The sequence below is a fragment of the Xenorhabdus sp. TS4 genome (assembly GCF_014467265.1).
GTDB classification, from domain to species: Bacteria; Pseudomonadota; Gammaproteobacteria; order Enterobacterales; family Enterobacteriaceae; genus Xenorhabdus; species Xenorhabdus ehlersii.
In genome coordinates this window covers 36,980-59,854 of sequence record NZ_NKHQ01000004.1, presented here as the reverse complement: position 1 = coordinate 59,854, position 22,875 = coordinate 36,980, and the positions used below count along the sequence as shown (strand labels likewise).

Below are 22,875 nucleotides of genomic sequence, written 5' to 3'. Positions count from 1 at the left end.
CAGGTCACTCTTTAAGACTTTAATCTTTTTTGCCTTTCGGCATATCGATAGTGTCTTGCGAGTGCCCACACAGATTGTCTGATTAATTTGTTAAAGAGCGTTGGCAACCGGAAGTGCCTTCCGGGTTGCGAGGCTGCGTATCTTACGCTTTCCTCTTATCGTGTCAAGCCTTATTATTCAGGGCTTTTCACGTTGTCATCCCGACAGGTTTGTGTGTTTGTCGTGACAACGGAAGCGCATTATAGGGAGTTTTATGGCTCTGACAATAGTTTTTTTAAAAATTTTTTCTGTTCGTGTTTTTTTTCCTCAAAACGAGGCAATAACCAACAGAAAGACTGTTTTTAAGGCGTTTTATCACACGGTATTTGCAAAAATTTCTCAGAAAAATGATCTACCTGTTCCCAATCGGTGTATTCGACTTCTTTTGTAGTATCTGTTTCTCCTCCGGTCATTCGCATAATGAACTGAATCATGATGCGATCCAACCAACAATAACGAGGATAAAGTAGCGCTCCCGCGAAAACTCCGCATAAATCAGGTTGCCACGGACTTTTTATTAAAAATTTACGTACATAAGCGTTCGTTTCTGGTGTTCTTTTTTCTGGTTTTCTCGCCGTTAAATTGACACCAAAGAAAGCCGTTGTCATTTGGTTCAATTGTTTTTGATGGCGAATGACAAAATTATGCAATACAGAATTGAAACGACCATAGCGTATCGACGCGCCTACCATTACTTTTTGGTAGGGCGTCAAATTGATTTGTTTCACTGTAGAAAGATCTCTTAATTCACACTTAATACCAGCACGACGGAGGTTCTCTGCGATACGGGTAATAATTTTTTTGGTCTGCCCATCTTGGGTAGAATAGAGCAACAAATAACGCATAGATACGCCCTTATTAAACAGAGACTCACATATAAACACTATTCACGCCAAAAAGTAGGAGTAAATAGCACCAATAATGTGAATACTTCCAAACGTCCAAATAACATAGTGACAACCAATATCCATTTAGCTGCCGGATTCATAGTTGTAAAGTTATCAGCAACGACTCCCAACCCTGGCCCCAAATTATTCAATGTTGCGGCGATGGCAGAAAAAGCAGAAAATTCGTCAACCCCTGTTGCGATCAGTAACAACATACTCACGACGAAAACCAATGCGTAAGCAGAGAAAAAACCCCATACTGCTTCAATAATTCGTTCCGGTAATGCTCGCCGTCCCAATTTAATGGTATATACCGCATTCGGGTGTACTAAACGTTTTAATTCACGAGATCCTTGCAAGTACAGCAACAAAATACGGATAACTTTGAGACCGCCCCCCGTTGAACCCGCACATCCCCCTATAAATGCAGAACATAACAGCAGAAAAGGCAAAAACAGAGGCCAATTGGCAAAAGAGTCCGTTGTAAATCCAGCTGTTGTCGCCATAGAGACAACTTGAAAAAAAGCGTGATTCAATGCTTCCCATTCTGATTCATAAACGGAATGTTGCCATAATATCAGCATACAGATTGCCAATAGTGCCAACTGAATAGTAATGAACATCCGAAATTCTGGATCACGCCAGTACACTTTCAAGCTTCGTCCAGAAAGAACCGCAAAATGCAAACCAAAATTACAGCCCGAAATCAATAAGAAAATGGCAATAATCGTGTTGATGGCTGGGCTATTGAAAAAACCGATACTGGCATCATGGGTAGAAAACCCACCAATAGCGATGGTAGAAAAGCTATGAGAAATCGCATCGAATACCGACATTCCCGCAGCCCACAATGCCAGCGCACAGGCAATCGTTAACAAGACATAAATCAGCCAAAGCGTTTTTGCCGTTTCTGCGATACGAGGACGCATTTTATTGTCTTTCAACGGCCCCGGCATTTCTGCACGATAAAGCTGCATTCCCCCAACACCAAGCAGAGGTAAGATCGCCACAGCCAAAACGATAATTCCCATGCCGCCTAACCATTGCAACATTTGTCGATAGAACAAAATAGCCTTGGGAAGGGAATCAAGGCCAACAAGCGTCGTCGCCCCAGTTGTCGTCAAGCCAGAAAATGATTCAAAAAAGGCATCTGTGACTGAAAGATTGGGTTTTTCAGAGAAAATGAATGGCAATGCCCCCACACTTCCCAACACAGTCCAAAATAGGACAACAATCAAAAAGCCCTCTTTCGGCTTGAGCTCAGATTTTTGTTCGCGATTAGGTACCCACAATATTAAACCAATGACGAGAGCAAAGATGAATGTCTGGCTGAATGCCCTGCCTGCACCATCACGATAAATCAATGCCACCAATCCCGGAATAATCATTGTGACAGAGAAAAGAATGACAAGTAGTCCAACAATACGGGTTATGGCGCGAAAATGCATTCGGCTGGTTCCTTAGAAATCCGGTATGAAGAATAGTTATGATTTTGGCGTTAAAAACAAAGCACCACGGCTCAAGTCCCGTAATTTATCACCTATCTCACCAACAAGGGTAGCTGGCAGCGAGACTTGCAACGTGACATTTTCAGCATAATCACTGGCGATCACTTGCCCAGAGAATTGGTGTAGCAACTGTTCTACCATTGAAATATGCGAGTATTCACACTGTAACTGGTATAACTTCTGCGGTACTTTGTATTCGGTTTGCAACAGCTTCAGAGCTTGCTGTACCCCATTACCATAGGCTTTTACCAAACCACCCGTACCAAGTTTTATGCCACCAAAATAGCGAACAGATACAGCGGTAATTTCCCCCAGACCACTTCCTATTAACTGAGCAATCATCGGCTTGCCAGCGGTTCCGGTAGGTTCGCCATCATCAGAAAACCCTAACTGTTGGGAATCATCCGGCGCCCCTGCCACAAAAGCCCAGCAATGATGCCGAGCATCAGGATACTGCTCTTTGATGCTTTGGATAAATAACTTAGCCTCATCTACCCCGCTGGTGTGCTCCAGCAGGGTAATGAAACGACTCTTTTTTATTTCTTCAGTAAAGCTGACTGAAGCCGCAGGAATTAAATAAGGCTTCATTACGATAATTGTAATTCTCTGGTCATATTTTCAATTTTTCCATCGTGAATAACGATGTTATCTTCAATACGAATACCACCATAAGTTTTCAACATATCAATTTTTTTCCAATCGAAATGTTGACGATATTCGCTTTCACGCCACTGCGCTAATAAAGTTTCAATGAAATAGATCCCAGGCTCAATGGTCAAAACCATTCTTGGCTCCAGAATACGGGTACAGCGCAAATAAGGATGCATCTCCGGGGCTGCCAGATGGGTTCCTCTATCATCTTGCATAAACCCGGCCGCGTCATGCACCTGCAAACCTAAAGGATGACCGAGTCCGTGTGGGAAAAATGGTGTCGTCAATCCTGTCTCAACCATACCTTCATCACTGATCCCATGAACAATATCATGTTTTTTCAGTATGCTGGCTATACGTTGATGCATATTAATATGGTAGTCGGTATATCGAACTCCCGTTTTAATTGTGCCAATGAGCGCCTGTTGTTCTTCATTCAGATCCTTTATCAGTGAGGCAAAATCGTTATGAGGTTTTGCTACATAGGTTCTAGTGATATCCGCTGCATAACCATGATATTCCGCTCCAGCATCAATCAAAAAACTGCGTATTTCCGAAGGAATCGTCTGCTGTAATTTGCTGTAGTGCAAAACAGCCGTATTTTCATTCAAGGCAACAATATTATCATAAGGGACATCGGTATCACGGTGCCCTGTTGCCATCAAATAGAACATATTGATTTCGAATTCGCTCACACCGGACAAAAATGCATCATAGGCTGCCAGATGACCATTAACGGCCGTTTTCTGGGCCATACGCATACAAGCCAATTCATAATCTGTTTTATATGAACGATGATAATTCAAATAATCCAAAACCGCTTTTGGGTTGATATTGTGATCAAGAATACCCAAAGATTTAGCACACTCAGTTTGTTCACCAATATAAGCTGTATTCTGTTTTGCTAATCCATTCAGTTTTATATTGATATCTTCAGATTTCGCCAAATGAATCATTTCTATTTCGTCAGTCCAATAGCCATTGGGCAAGGGTTCTACGCTATGCCAGTAATCTACTGGTGAATAAAACCAGAGCTTAGGTTTATTGACTCCATCAATCCACAACCAGCAATTAGGCACTTTGGTCACAGGTACCCAAGCCTTAAAGTGTGCATTGACCTTAAACGGATAATGGCTGTCATCGAGAAAAACCCGTAATGATTCACCTGAGTGAATAAGCATGGCGTCAAGCTGAGTTCGTTCTAAGATTTCTCGGGCACGTTTTTGTAAGGTTTTAATATGTTCTTGGTACAGAGATGCTAACTTTTCCATCTTAATTAGCCTTTTGATTTTTTGGCAGGAGCTTAAATATTACCACAATTCATTATTGTGGGAGCTATCACGTGAAAAACACCTTTTCTAAAACTAAGCAGATATATTTATATTTTTCAAAGCACTAACAAAATATATTGCTCCCTGCCATAAATCTTACCTGTGATCCGCCCTACAAAAAATTAATCATCAGTTTGCATTAAATTAACACAGTAATCACAATCAACTGCATCTGGTCATACCAGATGGTATGCACTCATTGAGGAGAATGACATGCTCTACCTAAGTGAAACTATTCAAGTAAAATGGCTGAAAGATGGCATTGCTGAACTCATTTTCAATGCACCGGCTGCAATTAACAAATTAGATACAAAAACGGTTACTTCACTGGATAAAGCCGTTTCCACCCTTGAGCAAGAGACTAATTTAAAAGGGTTGCTGTTACGCTCTGAAAAACAAGCCTTTATTGTTGGCGCAGACATTACAGAATTTTTATCGTTATTCAGTGCGCCAGCAGAAAAACTGCACGAATTGCTGGATCTCGCTAACAATATCTTTAACCGCATAGAAGATCTCCCTGTTCCGACTATCTCCGCTATCAATGGCTACGCCCTTGGTGGTGGGTGTGAATTGGTACTTTCAACAGATTTTCGTATCGCATCCCCAGATCTTCGCATCGGATTGCCAGAAACTAAACTGGGCATTATGCCGGGATTTGGCGGTTCTGTTCGCCTGCCACGTTTGATTGGTACAGACAATGCTCTCGAAATCATTTCCGCAGGAAAAGATATTGGTGCTGAAGAAGCGCTGAAAAATGGCCTGGTTGATGCCGTAGTTTCTGCCGAAAAACTGGTTGATTCTGCCGTTTCAGTTCTGGAACAAGCTATTCGAGGAGACTTGGATTGGCAAGCCGCCCGTCAGCCTAAACTGATGCCTCTGACTCTCAATGAAATCGAACGTACCATGAGTTTCACCGTAGCAAAAGGTATGGTAATGAAGGTTGCTGGCCCTCATTATCCAGCGCCAATCACTGCGGTAAAAACCATTGAAAAAGCCGCTACACTGGGTCGCGATGAAGCCTTAAAACTGGAATCCGCCAGTTTTGTATCATTAGCGCACACCTCTGTCGCTCGTGCTTTAGTCGGCATCTTCCTGAATGAGCAATATGTTAAAGGGCTGGCGAAGAAACACCTGCAAATCGTTACAACGCCTGAACATGCGACTGTACTGGGTGCCGGGATCATGGGTGGAGGTATTGCCTATCAATTAGCGCGCAAGGGTATTCCTGTCTTGATGAAAGATATTAGTCAAAAAGCGCTGGATTTAGGTATCAATGAAGCGGCCAAATTGCTGAATAAACAATTTGAGCGTGGACGCTTAAATGCTATGAAGATGGCTAAAATTCTGGCATCCATTCATCCAACCCTGAATTATGCTGGTATTGAGAAATCCCAAATTGTTGTTGAAGCTGTAGTTGAAAATCCTAAGATTAAAGCTGCGGTTTTAGCAGAAACAGAATCACATATCAGCGATGACTGTATTCTGGCTTCCAATACCTCCACTATCCCAATCACTGAATTAGCAAAATCACTAAAACGCCCGGAAAACTTCTGTGGTATGCATTTCTTCAATCCAGTACATCGTATGCCGTTGGTTGAAATCATTCGTGGAGAAAAAACCTCAGATAAGACTATTGCAAGCGTTGTCGCGTATGCCAGTAAAATGGGTAAAACACCGATCGTTGTTAACGACTGCCCCGGTTTCTTTGTAAACCGCGTATTGTTCCCTTATCTGGCTGGTTTTGGCATGTTGCTGCGTGATGGTGGTGATTTCCGCCAAATCGACAAAATCATGGAAAAAGAATTTGGTTGGCCAATGGGTCCTGCTTATCTCATTGATGTTGTCGGTATTGACACCGCTCACCATGCACAAGCTGTCATGGCTCAGGGTTTCCCTGACCGCATGAGCCGTGATTATCGGGATGCCATTGATGTGCTATTTGAAAATCAGCGTTATGGTCAGAAAAATGGCGTTGGTTTCTATAAATATACCCAAGATAAAAAAGGCAAACCGAAGAAAGAGCTGGATGAAACTACCGATCAATTACTGGCAAGTATCAGCAAACCGAAACATACTTTCTCTGGTGAAGAGATCATTGCCAGAACCATGATCCCAATGATTAACGAAGTTGTTCGCTGCTTAGAAGAAGGTGTCATTGCCAGTCCAGCAGAAGCAGATATGGCACTGGTATATGGCCTGGGTTTCCCCCCATTCCACGGTGGTGTGTTCCGTTACCTGGATACCATGGGAACCACAGCCTACGTGAAGATGGCAGAAAGCTATGCTCACTTGGGCGCACTCTATCACATCCCTGCTGGCCTGAAAGCAAAATCCGAAAGCAATGAAAGTTACTACCCTGCACCCGCAGAACTTGCTGTTAATCCAGGTGAAAAAGCGTGAGGTCTGAAAACATGGAAAACGTAGTTATTATTGATGGTATCCGTACCCCAATGGGGCGCTCAAAAGGTGGTGTATTCCGTCAGGTCCGTGCCGAAGATCTCTCCGCACATCTGATGAAGTCAATACTCAAGCGCAATCCTACCGTTAAGCCTGAAGATATTGATGATATCTCTTGGGGATGCGTGCAACAAACACTGGAACAAGGGTTCAATATTGCCCGTAACTCTGCCTTACTGGCAGGTATTCCTCATTCAGTCCCTGCGGTAACCGTTAACCGCCTCTGCGGTTCTTCAATGCAATCCCTGCACGACGGTGCCCGCATGATTATGACTGGTGATGCCAATATTGTTATGGTCGGCGGTGTTGAACATATGGGACATGTGCCCATGACACACGGTGTCGATTTTCATCCCAAATTAAGCCGTAACGTTGCCAAGGCAGCGGGTGTTATGGGATTGACGGCAGAAATGCTGGCTAAAATGCACAATATTAGTCGCGCAATGCAAGATGAGTTTGCCCTACGTTCTCATCGACGTGCAGCAGAAGCGACTGAATCCAAGGCTTTCGCCAGTGAAATTGTCCCCATATATGGGCATGATGCTGATGGGAATATGAAACTCGTCGATTTTGATGAAGTAATCCGCCCAGAAACTAACCTAAAAGATTTGGCTGCGCTGCGTCCTGTTTTTGATCCAGTCACTGGCAGTGTGACAGCGGGGAACTCATCAGCACTTTCCGATGGCGCCTCTGCCATGCTGATCATGAGCGAAAGCAAAGCTAAAGCGTTAGGATTAAAACCTCGTGCTCGTATCCGCTCAACGGCGGTTGTTGGTTGTGACCCTTCTATCATGGGTTATGGGCCTGTGCCGGCCACACAAATGGCTTTGAAAAAAGCCGGATTAAGTCTTGCGGATATTGGCGTCATGGAACTAAACGAAGCATTCGCTGCACAATCCTTGGCTTGCATAAAAGGGTTGAATCTGCTGGATAGTATGGATGACAGAATAAACCTGAATGGGGGCGCTATTGCTCTCGGTCACCCATTGGGATGCTCTGGTACTCGCATTACAACCACCCTGCTTAACTTGATGGAACGTAAAGATGTTCAGTTCGGGCTATCAACCATGTGCATCGGGTTAGGCCAAGGTATAGCCACGATTATTGAAAGAGTATAGCCATGAAAACCTGGCTATAAAACATAGCTGACAATTGAAATTTATGGCTTTTAAAAATTAACGTTTTCCCTTGTCTGTCTTGTCTATTGCATCACTCTAGTACGTTGTTGCCGTAGTTTCCCGCCTGTCAGGGGCGGGTTTTTTTATTTTTGTCGTCTTATCTTTTATCGGCAAATGGCTCAAATAAACTCAAATGCATCCCCATACATGTGTTCGATAGATGCATCACGCTCACTACAGAACCGTTCACGGGCAATTTTAGCCATCTCAAAACGGCCAGCAATGTAAATATCATGGTTTGCCAAACTGCCAAAATCTTCCAAAACTGCACTCAGAACTGTGCCCGTTCTTCCGCGCCAGTGTTCATCAACTTGTTCAACCACAGGTACAACGGTCAAATTAGGATAGTGCTCACTCAATGATTGCAACTCCGCCAAATCATAAAGGTGTTGCAACTCTCGTCCACCCCAATAGATGGAAATTTCACGATTAGGATTTTTTTCCAATGCAGCCAATAAGATAGATCGCGTATATGAGAATCCCGTTCCACCGGCAATCAATAACATCGGGTTTTTGCTGTCTTCACGAAACCAGGCCTGACCATGCGGAATATCAATATCAATGACTTTCTGATCCAGAATTCTATCCATTACCGCCATCGCATAGAGATTTAGCTCAGAAGCACCAATATGCAACTCAATTATCTGTTTTTCTGATGGTGGTGATGCCATAGAGAAAGGACGCTTATCCCTTTCATCCATAATCACCATTAAATATTGCCCTGCACGGAAAGAAAAAGGCGAATCAGGTAATAAACGAACCCGATAAACTGTATCTGTAATGGAGTCAACCGATGTTACTTTACAACTTAATATTGTCATGCGTTCCCTCTTATCGCTTCAAAATATCTAATTGATCCCAAATTTCATCGACACGGGCCCGAATCTCATCGCTCATCACTATCGGGCGTCCCCATTCCCTTTGTGTCTCTCCTGGCCATTTGTTCGTTGCATCTAACCCCATTTTTGAGCCTAACCCAGAAACAGGCGATGCAAAATCGAGATAGTCAATGGGTGTATTTTCCATTAAGACAGTATCTCTCTGCGGGTCCATTCGCGTTGTTATCGCCCAGATGACATCATTCCAATCTCGCGCATTGATATCATCATCACAAACGATAACAAATTTTGTGTACATAAATTGTCTCAGATATGACCAAACTCCCATCATTACTCGCTTGGCATGGCCTGCATACTGTTTTTTCATTGTAACGACCGCGAGTCGATAAGAGCAGCCCTCTGGCGGCAAGTAAAAATCCACAATTTCAGGAAATTGTTTTTGCAATATTGGCACCAAGACTTCATTCAACGCAACCCCTAGCACCGCAGGTTCATCCGGCGGACGCCCAGTGTAAGTGGAATGATAGATAGCATCACTGCGTTGGGTAATATGGGTTACCGTAAATACCGGGAACGTATCTACTTCATTGTAATAGCCGGTATGATCACCATATGGCCCTTCCGGTGCCATTTCACCCAGCTCAATATAGCCCTCAAGGATAATTTCAGCACTGGCAGGCACTTCCAGATCATTAGATATACATTTAACGACTTCCGTTTTATGCCCACGCAATAATCCCGCAAACGCATATTCAGACAAAGTATCAGGAATTGGGGTAACCGCCCCCAATATCGTGGCAGGATCGGCACCCAATGCAACGGATACAGGGAAACGTTCCCCCGGATGTGCCTGACACCACTCCTGAAAATCAAGCGCACCCCCACGATGTGATAACCAACGCATAATCAGTTTGTTTTTTCCCAATACCTGTTGGCGGTAGATACCCAAGTTCTGGCGCTCTTTATTAGGCCCTTTAGTCACCGTCAACCCCCAGGTAATCAAAGGGGCGGCATCTTCTGGCCAACAATGCATGACTGGAATACGGGTAAGATCCACTTCATCCCCTGCCCAAATCTGTTCCTGACAAGGCGCAGAGCTAAGGCGTTTGGTTGGCATATTCAAAACTTGTTTGAATTTAGGCAATTTATCGACCAAATCACGAAAGCCTTTTGGTGGCTCAGGCTCTTTAAGGAAAGCCAATAGCTTCCCAACATCATGCAATGCCTTCACATCATCCTGCCCCATTCCCATGGCAACGCGTTTAGGTGTGCCAAACAAATTGCACAACACAGGCATCGAATATCCCTTAGGATTTTCAAATAATAAGGCAGGGCCACCGGCACGAAGAGTACGATCTGCGATTTCAGTCATTTCCAGGTATGGATCAACTTCTATACGAATTCGTTTTAATTCACCTGATTGTTCCAACAAAGAAAGAAAGTCTCTTAGATCGCGATATTTCATATTGTTCATTCGTGCCGATTTTCAAGGAGGGAAAGCCATTATAATCCCTCCCATGAGGGTTACAAGGAAAACTCATAACCTGCTAAAAAGCAATGGATTTAGTGCAATAATTAATACATAGACTTTTACTGAAAATAAACACGATAGAATATAAAAAAATACGGCTTACACTTTAAATAACTTCTATCTTTACTGATGACCCTTTAGCACTGGTTTTGTTATGCTAAACATTCTATGTAATGGAGTCGAAATATTATGGGAAATTGGTATCTTCTTTACTGTAAACGTGGGCAAGTCTCTCGGGCACTAGAGAACTTAGAGCGACAGGACGTGATTTGCTTAACACCTACAGCCAAAATTGAAAAAATCATTCGAGGTAAACGAACCATCGTTACTGAACCTTTGTTTCCCAATTACCTGTTTGTTCACTTTGATCCCGAAGTTATTCATACTACGACCGTTAACTCAACACGTGGCGTCAATAATTTCGTTCGATTCAGCACTTATCCCGCCATTGTTCCACAAACATTAATTGATGAATTAATGTCTGTTACTGAGCAAGAATATATTGCACCTGAAACCCCAATTACTGGTGATACTGTATTGATCACTGAGGGAATTTTCGAAGGCATTCAAGCAATTTATAACGAACCGGATGGAGAAACCCGTTCCATTCTCTTGCTGAATATTCTTAATAAAGAAGTTTCTAAAGTTTTAGATAATAAATATTTCATCAAAATTTAATCAGAAAACGGGCAAAGTTAAAGTTGCCCGCCTTTATATCCCCAGGTTATTACAATAATCAGTATCTTTGTTCATGCAGCCACTGCGCTACACGCTTAGCAAAATAGGTCAGAACACCATCGGCTCCCGCTCGTTTGAAGCACAATAGCGATTCCATAATCGCTGGCTGCTCTTTCAACCAACCATTTTGAATAGCTGCCATATGCATGGCATATTCGCCAGAAACCTGATAAGCAAATGTCGGCACACCGAAAGTATCTTTCACCTGCCGTATCACGTCCAAATACGGCATACCGGGTTTAACCATGACGCTATCTGCACCTTCTTGCAAATCCTGTGCAATTTCCTGCAACGCTTCATCACTGTTTGCAGGGTCCATTTGATAGGTCATCTTATTGCCACTTTTCAAGTTACCGCTGGAACCAATAGCATCCCTAAATGGCCCATAGTAACAAGAGGCGTATTTGGCAGAATAGGCCATAATTTGGGTATTAACATAACCATCCATCTCAAGCTGCCCGCGAATAGCACCAATGCGGCCATCCATCATATCGCTTGGGGCAACAATCTCAGCCCCAGCTTCAGCATGGGACAATGCCTGCTTAACCAGAATATCTTTGGTAATGTCATTGATAACATAGCCATCCTGATCAATAACACCATCTTGCCCGTGGGTAGTAAATGGATCGAGTGCTACATCCGTCAAAAGACCCAATTCAGGAACTGCATTTTTCAGAGCACGAACAGAGCGCTGAATCAAGCCGTCTGAATTATAGGCTTCTTTCGCATCCAACGATTTCTTGTCTGCTTCAATGACTGGAAACAGAGACAAAACAGGAATACCCAGTCGGGCAATCTCTTCTGCTTCTTTCAGCAAAAGATCGATTGTCAGACGATACACTCCTGGCATTGAAGGGACTTCCTGACGCTGATTCGTTCCTTCCATAACAAATACGGGATAGATCAGGTCATTAACAGTAAGTTGATTTTCAGCAACTAAGCGGCGGGAAAAATCATGACGGCGCATACGGCGCATACGACGACCGGGAAATGCCCCCGGAAATACATAGCTCATATTGTTCTCCTAATGTAAAACCCAGCGATAAAGCGCTGGGTTAATAGTCATCACTTCATGATAATGATGTTAACACTATCAATTAGTTCGCGATAATTATGAATGCTCGGCGTCAGATTATTTTTTAAAATTGTCACCAATATCACTGTCTGATTTATCTTCCGGATTAATTAAATTACGGCGTCCCCATTTGCCAACATAGAAATGCGAAAGCAAAATTCCCAGTTCAAATAACAAATACATGGGAACCGCTAACAGAGTCTGGGAGAAAACATCAGGTGGTGTTAACAACATCCCAACCACAAACGCCCCAACTAAAATATAAGGACGTTTTCTCTTTAGTGATTCTGGCGTTACAACCCCACTCCAACACAGCAAAATAATGGCAATGGGTATTTCGAATGAAACGCCAAAAGCCATAAATAGCGCCATGACAAAGCTTAGATAATTGCTGATATCCGTCGAGATCACTACCCCGGCCGGCACAGTATTGATAAAGAAACCAAACGCAATGGGAAAAACGACAAAATATGCGAATGCCATTCCCAGATAAAACAATATGCTACTGGAAAACAATAAGGGCATAATCAAACGGCGTTCGTGCTTATACAGTGCCGGTGCAATAAAGGCCCATACTTGATAAAGGATCATCGGTGCCGAAACAAAGATAGACACTATAATGGTCAGTTTAATTGGTGTAAAAAAAGGTGATGCAACATCTGTTGCAATCATATTTGCACCTTTAGGTAATTGCTCCATTAAAGGTGCTGCAATAAGCCGATAAATGTCATTGGAAAAATAAACCAATGCCAGAAACACTATCAGCACGGTAATTAGGCTATTTAAAATCCGCTTACGCAGTTCAATCAGGTGACTGATAAGAGGTTGGGTATTATCCACAGACATGTTTCAGTGTTCGCCATTTGCTTGTTCAGGAGATTTTCTTTTCTGTTGCTCTGGTCTTAGGCTCGATCGCTCTGCAATGACTGGTTCCGAACTAGCCTGTTCTGAATTTGAATGCCTTACAACCGATTGAGACCCAGAAGAATGAAAATGCGTTTCGTCTTCCTCCAAATCCCTCATTTCATCCGGTTTCAACTGATAGGTATTTTTCAATGATTCAGCCGCTTCCTTCAACTCCTCCATTGATGCTTTCAGTTCTGGCGAAAGTGATTGCAGGTCGGCTTTTTCTTCCATTTTTTTCAGGGTGTCCTGAAGCTCTTGCAATTTTAATTCCTGAGCAAGTTCATTCTGGACATTAGCCGCCAACGAGCGCAATACTCGAATCCATCCAGCCACTGTTTTAACCGCAATAGGCAAACGTTCCGGCCCCAAAACAACCAAGCCAATGATCATCACTAACAGTAGCTCACTAAAACCAATGTCAAACACGGTTTATACCTGCTCTTTGTCTTTACTTTTACTCTCTGATTTTTCAGATTGCGCAGCCGTGGACTTTTCAGTGAGGTTTTTAGTTTCGAACTCGGCATCCTGACTCATTTTTTCCGGCTGTTGTGGCTTTTCATCATCACTCATTGCCTTTTTAAAACCCTTTATTGATTCACCCAAGTCTGAACCCAAGGTACGAAGCTTATTAGTACCAAACAACAGTACAACAATGACGGCAATGATGAGCAATTGCCAAATACTTATACCACCCATACTGACCTACCTCTATTCATCAGAATATTACTAGTGATTTAATTATAAACGACGAACTTTATGTTCGAAAATAATGCAATTATATCAAGGATAGTGGCAAAATTACCTTCATTTAATATTCATCATTACTGAATTATTGATGTTTGCTTAAATGACGCCAGCCTAATCCCCATGATGCAATTCCGCTCCCTATCATCCCCCACGCCAGATGTTTCTGATCTATGATGAAAAACAAACTACCACAGATAAAGAGAGTTGCACCAATCCCCAACAAATAAAGAAATTTGCGCTGTCTGAGCTGTTGTTCCCTAAATTGTTGCGATATTTGATCAATGCTGCTCTGCAAACGTCGGTGCTGCTGGAGCGTGCCATATACCAGCTCTGGAAGCTCTGGTAACTTTTCCGCCCAATAAGGCGCCTTTTCTTTAAAGGCACGCACAATTGCGGGAAGCCCAACCTGATCATGTAGCCAATCTTCCAGAAAAGGTTTTGCTGTTTTCCACAGGTCAAGCTGAGGATAAAGTTGGCGCCCCAATCCTTCAACATACAACAGCGTTTTTTGCAGCAGAACCAACTGGGGCTGCACTGTCATATTAAAACGACGAGCGGTATTAAAAAGGTTTAGCAGAACATGCCCAAATGAAATTTCAGCCAATGGTTTTTCAAAAATCGGTTCACAAACGGTACGGATGGCAAATTCGAAATCTTCCACATTGGTATCTGCCGGCACCCAGCCAGAATCAACATGCAGTTCAGCGACCCGACGATAATCACGATTGAAAAAAGCAATGAAATTTTCAGCCAGATAGCGTTTATCATCTTTATTCAAAGAGCCAACAATGCCGTAATCGATGCCGATATAAGTAGGATCTTCCGGTTTGTCATAACTGACGAAAATATTACCGGGATGCATATCCGCGTGGAAAAAACTATCGCGAAATACTTGGGTGAAAAATACCTGAACTCCACGCTCAGCCAACACTTTCATATTGGTGTTCTGCGCCTCTAAAGCCGCGACATCTGACACGGGAATGCCATAAATTCGCTCCATCACCAAAACATTTTCCCGGCAATAGTCAGGATAGACTTCCGGCACGTAGAGCATTGAACTATCTTCAAAATTACGCCGCAATTGAATCGCGTTTGCAGTTTCACGCAATAAATTTAGCTCATCAAGCAGGGTTTTCTCATATTCTCTTACAACTTCACGCGGACGAAGACGACGACCATCAGGTAAAAGGGGAACCAAATTTGCCAGGCGATACATTAACCGCACGTCAGCTTTAATTACCGGCAGAATATCCGGGCGGATCACCTTTAGGACAACTTCTCTGCCATTCTCCTTCAACCGAGCAGTATGTACCTGAGCGATAGAAGCGGAAGCCAGTGGTTGTGGATCAAAATTCTCAAACCACGTTTCCAGCGTTCCCTCTAAAGCCGTTTCAATCGATTTTCGTGCCACTGCACCATCAAAGGGAACCACCCGATCTTGTAACATCGAAAGTTGATCTGCAATCGCAGGCGGGAACAAGTCACGACGCGTGGAGAGCATTTGGCCAAATTTGATCCACACGGGGCCGAGTTCTTGTAATGCTAAACGCAAACGTTCGCCGAGAGGTTTATCCTTATGCTTGTTAGGTATCCAAAACAGGAAATAACGCCCAAAACGCAACGGCCATGTCAAGCGAATATTAGGGATGAGTTCATCCAATCCGTAAGAAAGAAAAACTCGGATGATAAAGTAAAGTCGTCTAATTTCACTGGGTGTCATGTTTTTCCTCCAGTGCCGCCAACCGTTTTTCGAGTTGGTTCATCTGATTGGCAACGGCATTAACTTCTTCACTGAAATAAGCCACTTCCAACGCACTGGGAACCATTTCCCATTCTTCCGTCAATGATTCGGTGAAATACGTTTTCTTCCTTGCAATGGTATTGTTGGCAAATTCAAAACTTTTCTTCATCATCCGGGTAATACCTTCCGCGACAATATCACCAACATAAGGAGAAAGGTAATGCGCAGGGTCCCACTCTGACATATCCAGCAAAGCAGACCATTGTTGAATCACCTGCATGTCCCCTTCAATGACAATTTCACCGCTATTAATCAGGGTTGAAAGGCACTGGCGATCCTGTAGCTTGAGTAATGCAGGGAACGTTGCTTTCATCGAGCAATCCGCAGGTTCTGACCATTGGCTCAAAACATCCACTCGTTTCTCACTGAATATCAGTATCAAGGGTGTTTCGATTTCTTGCAGTTTAATGGACAGTATTTTACCTGCCAGTCTCAAGCGGGCAGGTTTTAATACAGCTTCGCGATATAACAGATGATTCAGGGTTGTTTCCAGAAAGGCCGTTACTACCGGAAACAACACCTTATCATTTGATGCCGCAGAACTCATACTATGGCTTGATGAAGGTGTTTCCATCTTAGAATTTGAATCCTTTGTGCAGTGCAACAATCCCACCCGTCATGTTGGTGTAGTAAACCTGGTCAAAGCCCGCATCTTCCATCATGCCCTTCAAGGTTTCCTGATCAGGGTGCATACGGATGGATTCTGTCAGATAACGGTAACTGTCCGCATCATTCACAACCATCTGACCGATTCGGGGCAGAACATGGAATGAATAAACATCATAAATCTTACTTACTGGTGCCAGTACAGGTTTGGAAAACTCCAGCACCAACAAACGTCCACCTGGCTTAAGTACCCGATACATGGAACGTAGCGCTTTTTCTTTATCCGTGACATTACGCAAGCCAAAGGAAATGGTAATACAGTCAAAGTGGTTATCCGGGAAAGGCAGTTCTTCGGCATTGGCTTGAACATAACTGACATTGCCTACGATACCGATATCACGTAATTTTTCGCGTCCAACTTTCAACATTGAGTCATTGATATCCGCCAGAACAACTTGACCTTTTTCCCCCACCATTCGGGAGAATTTTGCGGTTAGATCACCTGTCCCACCAGCGAGATCAAGCACCTTATGACCACGGCGAACACCACTTGACTCAATAGTGAAACGTTTCCAGATACGGTGAATGCCAAATGACATTAAGTCATTCATTAAGTCATATTTCGAGGCCACAGAGTGAAATACCTCTGCCACCATCTCTTTTTTTTGTTCTTTGGCTACGGTGCGGAAACCAAAATCAGTGGTTTCTTTTGATTGATCTGCCATGTTATTTGTCCGCTTTTTATTCAAAAAAAATTTATAGTCAGTGTACCAGCCTTTCCAACAAAACCCTATTCAGACTTCACTCATTCACCTGCAACGATTGGAAAGATTTATCAATCAACTGTGAATCAATAGGACGCTTTACATCCACGCCTAAATCACGAAATGCTTCGGCCTGACTAATTAAATTACCTCTGCCCTCAACAAGCTTTTTCATTGCGAAATGGTAACTCGCCTGTGCTTTATTGAGACTGTGCCCCAATCCTTGCATATCATCCACAAACAACCGCATTTTGTCATACATTCTGGCGGCCTTATCAGCTATCAAACGTGCATTTTGACTTTGATATTCATAACGCCACAAGTTATTGATAGTACGAACAGCAACCAGCAAAGTTGATGGACTAACCAGCATAATATTATGTTTCAATGCTTCATCAAGTAATTCTGGCGCCTGATTGAGTGCCACCAAATAAGCGGGTTCCACAGGAATAAACATCAAAACATAGTCCAGTGATCGCAATCCGGGTAATTGTTGATAATCTTTTCGGCTCAGGCCACGAATATGCCCTCTGATGGAGTTGATATGTTCATGTAATGCTTGCGTCTGTTGTTCTTCGCTATCACTATTAAAATAACGTTCATAAGCAACCAGGGACGTTTTGGCATCAATAATGACATCTTTTCCCTGCGGCAGATGCACGATCACATCAGGTTGAAAACGCTCGCTGTTTTCAGCCTTAATATTGACCTGTGTATCGAATTCATATCCCTCACGCAAACCAGACGCTTCCAAAATTCGAGCCAATACCATCTCTCCCCAATTTCCCTACATTTTATTGTCTCCTTTCAGGGCTTTGGTAAGATTGACGGCATCTTTTGCCATCTGTGCATTGAGTTGCTGAAGATTACGAATTTCATGAGTCAAAGTATGGCGCTCACGGGCTTCTTGTCCAAAACTGTCTTGTACCTGACGGCGAAATCCCTCAAGTTGTTCACGAAATGGCATCAGAAGATTATTGAGATTTTGGCAATGATATTCATCGGTACGGCGTTGATTCTGCTCAAAGATACGATTGGCAAGATTTTCAAATTGGGTACTTAATCGCTGCTCACTGTTGATCAATAAACGCTGCTTTTCCTCCGCAGCCAGTCTGGTTTCTTCAAGCCGCGTGCTCAACTCCCGCAACTCAGCTTCCTGCACACTGTTAATTTCGCGTTGAGCCCGTAACTCCTGGTTTAGTTGATCGCATTCAGTGCGCCAATAGTGGGATTGCTCCAGCTTTTCATGACTAACAGCCAGTTGGCTATATAACTCACGCAGTTCCTGCTCTTTCTGCTGAATTCTCTGCTGAACAGAAAGCCAGACGAAGATCCCTCCGCCCAGCAATCCACCTAAGCCACCGATCAGCATGTATAACCACTGAATATCCACCTATACACCCTCACTAACTCTATTATTTTTAACCCCATTCTTTGTTAACCCTATTCTTTATTGGCACTATTACCGATAAATTTCAGTCAACTTTTCTGAGTCACTCGCCTCAATGTAAGTTAAATAGATGCTGTATAGATGTCCAGAGTATTTAATGGCTTTCTTTCAGTTTGCAAAGCAGCTCGCAATTACCCCATCCACTCTGCCAACCAACGCAGACCAAATGCCCCTGGTGCTAAGATACCGAATGCCCAAATCAATGCAGAAGCTAAGTTAGCAAGCTGAAAATGACGTTTTGGCATGGCACAAATTCCGGCCACCAGCGGTACAACTGCTCTCAACGGACCAAAAAAACGCCCAATGAAAACGCCCCATACGCCCCATCGTTCAAAGAAACGATGTCCGCGAACCAACGTTTGAGGATGGCGAGAAAGCGGCCACATCTTGCCGACATCTTCTTTGTAATGGAAACCAAACCAGTAAGAAAGCCAATCACCAAAGAAAGCGCCGGCTGCTGCGGCTATCCATATTGGCCAGAAGGTTAACCCACTTTCACCAATCAATGCTCCTAATCCCAACAAAATGATTGTTGCTGGTAACAATAGGGAAATAAATGCCAACGATTCACCAAATGCCAGTAGGAAAATGATGGGAATTGCCCAAACTTCATGGGCTTTTACGAAGTTTATGACCAGTTCGATAATTTCATGCAGACTCACATTAATCTTTCCTGTGTTATCAGTGGGATGGTATAGATTAGCCCTGAACAATCCGCCCAATGCTAACCTGATATTTTTATTCAAGAAAATAAGCTTGTAGTTTTTCGCGCGCAGCGATATTGAGTCCGATATCTTTTTCCAGCCAAATATCTACACTGCCATAATGCTGGTTAATGCTATCGAGTGCAGTCAGTAAAAACTCTTCCCTCACTGAATAAACATAGGCAAATTTTTCGACCACACTTTCACGCATAATTTTTGCATGTTCACTCAATAAATAGTCTCGGTATGGAGCTAACGTGACATTGGTCAACAAATAATCTTCCATCACCGTATCCAGATCAGCACCCAATGCGAATAAAACCAGTGCAGAGCCCACTCCTGTCCTGTCTTTACCAACCGCACAATGTTGCACAATGCCACCTTTCTCTGGTCGCAGCAATAATGTCGCTAACGTCTTATATGCTGGATTGTTAATGGGTAACAATTCATATAAGCGAGACATAAATGTTTTCGCGTCGAATTGCTCCAATATTTCCTTGTCTAACTTATCCAGATTAGCATCCACTTCTTTGGAAAGAGGGTTGGCAGGAGCATGGTGATAATGCGCCCCATTCCATACTCGATCTGGTTTATCCATAACTTCGCTGCTATCACGATAATCAATGATCTGCAAAAGGTTTTGATCCACTAAAAAAGCCTGATCGTTTTCTGTCAGCCTATCCAGTGAACCGGAACGAAATAACAATCCTGGTTTAATCTTGGCGCCGTTGTTCAGTGTCTTATTACCTAAATCACGAAAATTAATGCCGCCATTCAAAGGAAGTAGTGAAGGATGAGATAGAAATGTTGTGGTCATAGTCACTCTTGTTGCGATTAAAAAATAGTTAATAGAACAAACTATCTATTAGTACAAAATGCTATGACATTAGCAAATTTTGACATGAAGGGAAGAAAAGATCGCACAAACGATAGGGCCAGAATGTTCTGACCCTCAATGAAAGGCATTACAGCAGGCGACGGGCAGCCTCCACAACTATCCCCAGCGTATTGCTTTCTGTTTTCTTCAGTAATTCTGCATCTGGGATTTCCTGTTGGGTACGGTTAACAATCACACCCGCCACCATACCAGCACGCAATCCCTGACTTGCACACATGGTTAGCAATGTTGCTGATTCCATCTCAAAGTTCATTACGCCCATTTCTTGCCATTCTTTCATCGAACCCTGGAAACGCCGAACGACACGGCCAGAATAAGTATCGTAACGTTCCTGGCCCGGATAGAAGGTATCGGAAGATGCAGTAATACCAACATGGGTAGCAGAACCAGATGCTTTTGCGGCTTCATACAAGGCATTTGTACACTCAAAATCAGCAACCGCAGGGAACTCCATTGGGGCAAAGTGCAAACTGGCACCGTCCAAGCGAACTGCGGCCGTCGTAACCAATATATCCCCTACATTAATATGTGGCTGAATTGCCCCAGTTGTTCCGATACGCAGGAAAGTACGTACTCCTAACTGTGCCAGTTCTTCTACAGCAATCGACGTTGAGGGGCCTCCAATACCTGTAGAGCAGACAACCACAGCCTTTCCGTTAATTTCTGCACGCCAGGTTGTAAATTCACGGTGGGAAGCCAAATGTACTGGGTTATCCATCAGTCGCGCAATTTTCTCAACACGGTTAGGATCGCCGGGTACAATCGCGAGAGTTGCGCCTTGCAGGTCGCTTTTGGTGATACCTAAGTGAAACACATCAGACATATCAGACTCCTCAACGGACATGATTCAAAATATGAATACCTAAATTTAGTCAATACTCTGACATTTTTTAGTGATTGAAATCATCTTTAATTAACATAAGAAAGAAACACATACATAAATTTGTGATAAAAATCACATTTAAAAGATAATGCTCTCTACAGAGTACTATCACCATTCACATAAGCCATTCACATAAAAAGTTACATGACGAGATTAAGAAGCAGTACACCACACAATCCGATCCCCCATGCAATTGTGGTGGGAATCGACCAGACGATAATCTGCTGCCTCGCACTTTTAATGCCCATCATCCGGTTAACCACCCAGAAAAAACAGTCATTGAAGTAACTGAAAAACAGTGTACCCATCATCGCAGCTTGAGCCGCCACCAACATATTAACATCCGGTATCTGCTTGATAACCGGCGCAGAAATAGAAGCCGCAGTTATCATTGCCACTGTACCAGAGCCTTGAATTATGCGTATGAGCGTTGCAATGATAAATGGGATCAAAACCGGTGTTATGGGCAGGCTGGCAATATAATGCGCTAATATCGTCCCTGTTGAGCCTTCGTTCAACACTGCGCCTAATGCTCCTCCCGCTCCTGACACCAACAAAATAATGCCTACAGTTTTTAACCCTGTTTCCAGATGTTCTATCACTTCATGCTTACTGACGTTTGGCATTAAGGTATAAACCGCCAGTAATACACTGATTGCTAGCGCAATAATGGGTGATCCTAGAAAATCAAAAATCTGAAAATAGACAGCGTTCTCCTGACCAGCAAACTCATCAGTTCTCAGTATCATTCCACTAATTACACCAATAAAAATCAGGACAATTGGCACGACGATGGGTAAAAGAGAAAGAAATAGGCTTGGAAGTGATTTTTGCTCTTTTTCTTCCATATAACGCTGATGTACTTGTGGCAAATTTTCTGCATTTTTTTCTGTATCACCAAGTTGATATTCAGGATATTTAATCTCCAACCACTTTGCATAGCAGGTAATCCCTATGACACAGGGCACTGCCAGTATCATACCAGCCAGCATCATTTGGCCGATACTCACCCCGAATATTCCGGCGACACCAAGCGGCCCAGGTGTTGGAGGAACGATATGGTGAGTCACCACTAACCCTCCCGCCAGAGCAACCCCAAGGGACAATACATTGCGTTTACCTTTCTTCGCCAATGCCTTCACCAGCGGATAGAGGATCACAAAAGCTGAATTCACAAATATGGGGATACTGACAATATAACCGGTAATCGCCAAAGCCCACTCTTCGCGCCTTTTACCTAACCATTTAATCAGGCTATAAGCGATCTGTTCTGTTGCTCCCGATACTTCTAATATTCTCCCCATCATGCATCCCAATCCAATCACGATACCGATGTTGCCTAATGTTGAACCAAATCCTTTGGTGATCACCTCAACGACATTACCTATAGTCAAGCCGCCTGATATTCCGGCGATTATTGCCGCAATTAGCATAGCAATAAGGACATGAACGCGAGTCCGCAAGACCAGAAAAACCAGCGTAAATACCGCCACTCCCAACCCAATAATTGGAATATAAAACTCCATCACAAAACCTCATTAAAAATGGATAAATTGGAACATGCCATATTTGTTATGCTTTTCGCTATCAGAAATCGATATTTTTCCAAGGAAAATTTTAGATAGCATCTGTTTTATAAAACAATCCACAAAAATGCATTGCATAAGGGAGAAAATAATTATTTTTTATGAATCAGGGCAGTGACAATGAGAGAGGATAGTTGAGATGAAAAATGAAAATCGCCTGACTATTATGAGAACAGCTATTTAGAAACTCTAAATTTAAAATCTGTTGGCACGGATCTGTTGAAAATTAACCTGCCAGGGAAATAAACTTCTTTTTCACCCGCCACATTGCACTAACTGTGGCGGGTATTTTCAGC

At 43.1% G+C, this 22,875-nt stretch carries 20 protein-coding genes and 1 pseudogene; 3 read left to right on the top strand and 18 right to left on the bottom strand.

Features of this window, described 5'->3' with window-relative positions:
• Positions 1 to 341 precede the first annotated feature (341 nt).
• Genes hemG through pepQ form a run of 4 tightly spaced genes read right to left on the bottom strand, consistent with a single transcriptional unit; the run spans position 342 to position 4,356 of the window.
• Positions 342 to 884 (bottom strand): menaquinone-dependent protoporphyrinogen IX dehydrogenase, encoded by a 543-nt coding sequence (hemG, locus tag Xets_RS03565; RefSeq protein WP_099131522.1) that lies wholly within the window; start codon positions 882 to 884, stop codon positions 342 to 344.
• Positions 885 to 922: 38 nt separating this feature from the next.
• A complete protein-coding gene (trkH, locus tag Xets_RS03560; protein WP_099131521.1) occupies positions 923 to 2,374 on the bottom strand; it encodes a Trk system potassium transporter TrkH in 1,452 nt (483 codons plus the stop codon).
• Positions 2,375 to 2,410: 36 nt separating this feature from the next.
• Complete coding sequence (locus Xets_RS03555; RefSeq protein WP_099131520.1) at positions 2,411 to 3,022, bottom strand: IMPACT family protein; 612 nt, start codon at positions 3,020 to 3,022, stop codon at positions 2,411 to 2,413.
• Positions 3,022 to 4,356, bottom strand: coding sequence for a Xaa-Pro dipeptidase (pepQ, locus tag Xets_RS03550; protein WP_099131519.1), 1,335 nt, complete (start codon positions 4,354 to 4,356; stop codon positions 3,022 to 3,024). The genes Xets_RS03555 and pepQ overlap by 1 nt, the downstream gene beginning before the upstream one ends.
• Before the next feature lie 273 nt (positions 4,357 to 4,629).
• Between pepQ and fadB the strand changes: the two genes are divergently transcribed.
• Together fadB and fadA are read left to right on the top strand one after the other, a co-directional pair.
• The gene (gene fadB, locus Xets_RS03545; RefSeq protein ID WP_187651154.1) at positions 4,630 to 6,816 is read left to right on the top strand and encodes a fatty acid oxidation complex subunit alpha FadB; all 2,187 of its coding nucleotides are present in this window, start codon (positions 4,630 to 4,632) and stop codon (positions 6,814 to 6,816) included.
• Positions 6,817 to 6,827: 11 nt separating this feature from the next.
• The gene (fadA, locus tag Xets_RS03540; protein WP_099131702.1) at positions 6,828 to 7,991 is read left to right on the top strand and encodes an acetyl-CoA C-acyltransferase FadA; all 1,164 of its coding nucleotides are present in this window, start codon (positions 6,828 to 6,830) and stop codon (positions 7,989 to 7,991) included.
• 179 nt (positions 7,992 to 8,170) lie between these two features.
• On the opposite strand, the gene fre is transcribed toward fadA, so the two are convergent.
• The gene (gene fre, locus Xets_RS03535) at positions 8,171 to 8,872 is read right to left on the bottom strand and encodes an NAD(P)H-flavin reductase (protein ID WP_099131517.1); all 702 of its coding nucleotides are present in this window, start codon (positions 8,870 to 8,872) and stop codon (positions 8,171 to 8,173) included.
• Between the two features lie 10 nt (positions 8,873 to 8,882).
• On the bottom strand, positions 8,883 to 10,355 hold the full coding sequence (gene ubiD, locus Xets_RS03530) for a 4-hydroxy-3-polyprenylbenzoate decarboxylase (RefSeq protein ID WP_099131701.1): 1,473 nt from the start codon (positions 10,353 to 10,355) through the stop codon (positions 8,883 to 8,885).
• Positions 10,356 to 10,610: 255 nt separating this feature from the next.
• Between ubiD and rfaH the strand changes: the two genes are divergently transcribed.
• Entirely contained in the window at positions 10,611 to 11,099 is a 489-nt protein-coding gene (gene rfaH, locus Xets_RS03525; RefSeq protein ID WP_099131516.1) for a transcription/translation regulatory transformer protein RfaH, read from the top strand.
• Between the two features lie 58 nt (positions 11,100 to 11,157).
• On the opposite strand, the gene hemB is transcribed toward rfaH, so the two are convergent.
• The 12 genes and pseudogenes from hemB to Xets_RS03465 form a co-directional block, all read right to left on the bottom strand.
• Positions 11,158 to 12,174, bottom strand: coding sequence for a porphobilinogen synthase (gene hemB, locus Xets_RS03520; protein WP_099131515.1), 1,017 nt, complete (start codon positions 12,172 to 12,174; stop codon positions 11,158 to 11,160).
• Between the two features lie 117 nt (positions 12,175 to 12,291).
• Positions 12,292 to 13,080, bottom strand: coding sequence for a Sec-independent protein translocase subunit TatC (tatC, locus tag Xets_RS03515; protein WP_187651153.1), 789 nt, complete (start codon positions 13,078 to 13,080; stop codon positions 12,292 to 12,294).
• Between the two features lie 3 nt (positions 13,081 to 13,083).
• The gene (gene tatB, locus Xets_RS03510) at positions 13,084 to 13,566 is read right to left on the bottom strand and encodes a Sec-independent protein translocase protein TatB (protein ID WP_099131513.1); all 483 of its coding nucleotides are present in this window, start codon (positions 13,564 to 13,566) and stop codon (positions 13,084 to 13,086) included.
• Between the two features lie 3 nt (positions 13,567 to 13,569).
• Complete coding sequence (tatA, locus tag Xets_RS03505) at positions 13,570 to 13,836, bottom strand: Sec-independent protein translocase subunit TatA (RefSeq protein ID WP_099131512.1); 267 nt, start codon at positions 13,834 to 13,836, stop codon at positions 13,570 to 13,572.
• A 133-nt stretch (positions 13,837 to 13,969) separates the two neighbouring features.
• Positions 13,970 to 15,607, bottom strand: coding sequence for a ubiquinone biosynthesis regulatory protein kinase UbiB (gene ubiB / locus Xets_RS03500; RefSeq protein ID WP_099131511.1), 1,638 nt, complete (start codon positions 15,605 to 15,607; stop codon positions 13,970 to 13,972).
• On the bottom strand, positions 15,594 to 16,262 hold the full coding sequence (locus Xets_RS03495) for an SCP2 domain-containing protein (protein ID WP_099131510.1): 669 nt from the start codon (positions 16,260 to 16,262) through the stop codon (positions 15,594 to 15,596). The genes ubiB and Xets_RS03495 overlap by 14 nt, the downstream gene beginning before the upstream one ends.
• 1 nt (position 16,263) lies before the next feature.
• Entirely contained in the window at positions 16,264 to 17,019 is a 756-nt protein-coding gene (ubiE, locus tag Xets_RS03490) for a bifunctional demethylmenaquinone methyltransferase/2-methoxy-6-polyprenyl-1,4-benzoquinol methylase UbiE (protein ID WP_099131509.1), read from the bottom strand.
• Between the two features lie 76 nt (positions 17,020 to 17,095).
• A pseudogene (gene rmuC, locus Xets_RS03485) lies at positions 17,096 to 18,451 on the bottom strand (DNA recombination protein RmuC).
• Between the two features lie 188 nt (positions 18,452 to 18,639).
• Positions 18,640 to 19,170, bottom strand: a complete 531-nt coding sequence (locus Xets_RS03480) for a DedA family protein (protein ID WP_099131507.1) — start codon at positions 19,168 to 19,170, stop codon at positions 18,640 to 18,642.
• A 76-nt stretch (positions 19,171 to 19,246) separates the two neighbouring features.
• The gene (locus Xets_RS03475) at positions 19,247 to 20,029 is read right to left on the bottom strand and encodes a tyrosine-protein phosphatase (RefSeq protein WP_099131506.1); all 783 of its coding nucleotides are present in this window, start codon (positions 20,027 to 20,029) and stop codon (positions 19,247 to 19,249) included.
• A 148-nt stretch (positions 20,030 to 20,177) separates the two neighbouring features.
• Positions 20,178 to 20,933, bottom strand: a complete 756-nt coding sequence (udp, locus tag Xets_RS03470; protein ID WP_187651152.1) for a uridine phosphorylase — start codon at positions 20,931 to 20,933, stop codon at positions 20,178 to 20,180.
• A 200-nt stretch (positions 20,934 to 21,133) separates the two neighbouring features.
• Positions 21,134 to 22,519 carry a GntP family permease gene (locus tag Xets_RS03465; protein ID WP_099131504.1) on the bottom strand — a complete coding sequence of 462 codons (1,386 nt, stop codon included), beginning with the start codon at positions 22,517 to 22,519 and terminating at the stop codon, positions 21,134 to 21,136.
• Between the last annotated feature and the right edge of the window lie 356 nt (positions 22,520 to 22,875).

Coding starts and splice junctions, on each gene's coding strand:
- hemG (WP_099131522.1), bottom strand. CDS start 884: ATGCGTTATTTGTTGCTCTATTCTACCCAAGATGGGCAGACCAAAAAA.
- trkH (WP_099131521.1), bottom strand. CDS start 2,374: ATGCATTTTCGCGCCATAACCCGTATTGTTGGACTACTTGTCATTCTT.
- Xets_RS03555 (WP_099131520.1), bottom strand. CDS start 3,022: ATGAAGCCTTATTTAATTCCTGCGGCTTCAGTCAGCTTTACTGAAGAA.
- pepQ (WP_099131519.1), bottom strand. CDS start 4,356: ATGGAAAAGTTAGCATCTCTGTACCAAGAACATATTAAAACCTTACAA.
- fadB (WP_187651154.1), top strand. CDS start 4,630: ATGCTCTACCTAAGTGAAACTATTCAAGTAAAATGGCTGAAAGATGGC.
- fadA (WP_099131702.1), top strand. CDS start 6,828: ATGGAAAACGTAGTTATTATTGATGGTATCCGTACCCCAATGGGGCGC.
- fre (WP_099131517.1), bottom strand. CDS start 8,872: ATGACAATATTAAGTTGTAAAGTAACATCGGTTGACTCCATTACAGAT.
- ubiD (WP_099131701.1), bottom strand. CDS start 10,355: ATGAAATATCGCGATCTAAGAGACTTTCTTTCTTTGTTGGAACAATCA.
- rfaH (WP_099131516.1), top strand. CDS start 10,611: ATGGGAAATTGGTATCTTCTTTACTGTAAACGTGGGCAAGTCTCTCGG.
- hemB (WP_099131515.1), bottom strand. CDS start 12,174: ATGAGCTATGTATTTCCGGGGGCATTTCCCGGTCGTCGTATGCGCCGT.
- tatC (WP_187651153.1), bottom strand. CDS start 13,080: ATGTCTGTGGATAATACCCAACCTCTTATCAGTCACCTGATTGAACTG.
- tatA (WP_099131512.1), bottom strand. CDS start 13,836: ATGGGTGGTATAAGTATTTGGCAATTGCTCATCATTGCCGTCATTGTT.
- ubiB (WP_099131511.1), bottom strand. CDS start 15,607: ATGACACCCAGTGAAATTAGACGACTTTACTTTATCATCCGAGTTTTT.
- Xets_RS03495 (WP_099131510.1), bottom strand. CDS start 16,262: ATGGAAACACCTTCATCAAGCCATAGTATGAGTTCTGCGGCATCAAAT.
- ubiE (WP_099131509.1), bottom strand. CDS start 17,019: ATGGCAGATCAATCAAAAGAAACCACTGATTTTGGTTTCCGCACCGTA.
- Xets_RS03475 (WP_099131506.1), bottom strand. CDS start 20,029: ATGACCACAACATTTCTATCTCATCCTTCACTACTTCCTTTGAATGGC.
- udp (WP_187651152.1), bottom strand. CDS start 20,933: ATGTCTGATGTGTTTCACTTAGGTATCACCAAAAGCGACCTGCAAGGC.
- Xets_RS03465 (WP_099131504.1), bottom strand. CDS start 22,519: ATGGAGTTTTATATTCCAATTATTGGGTTGGGAGTGGCGGTATTTACG.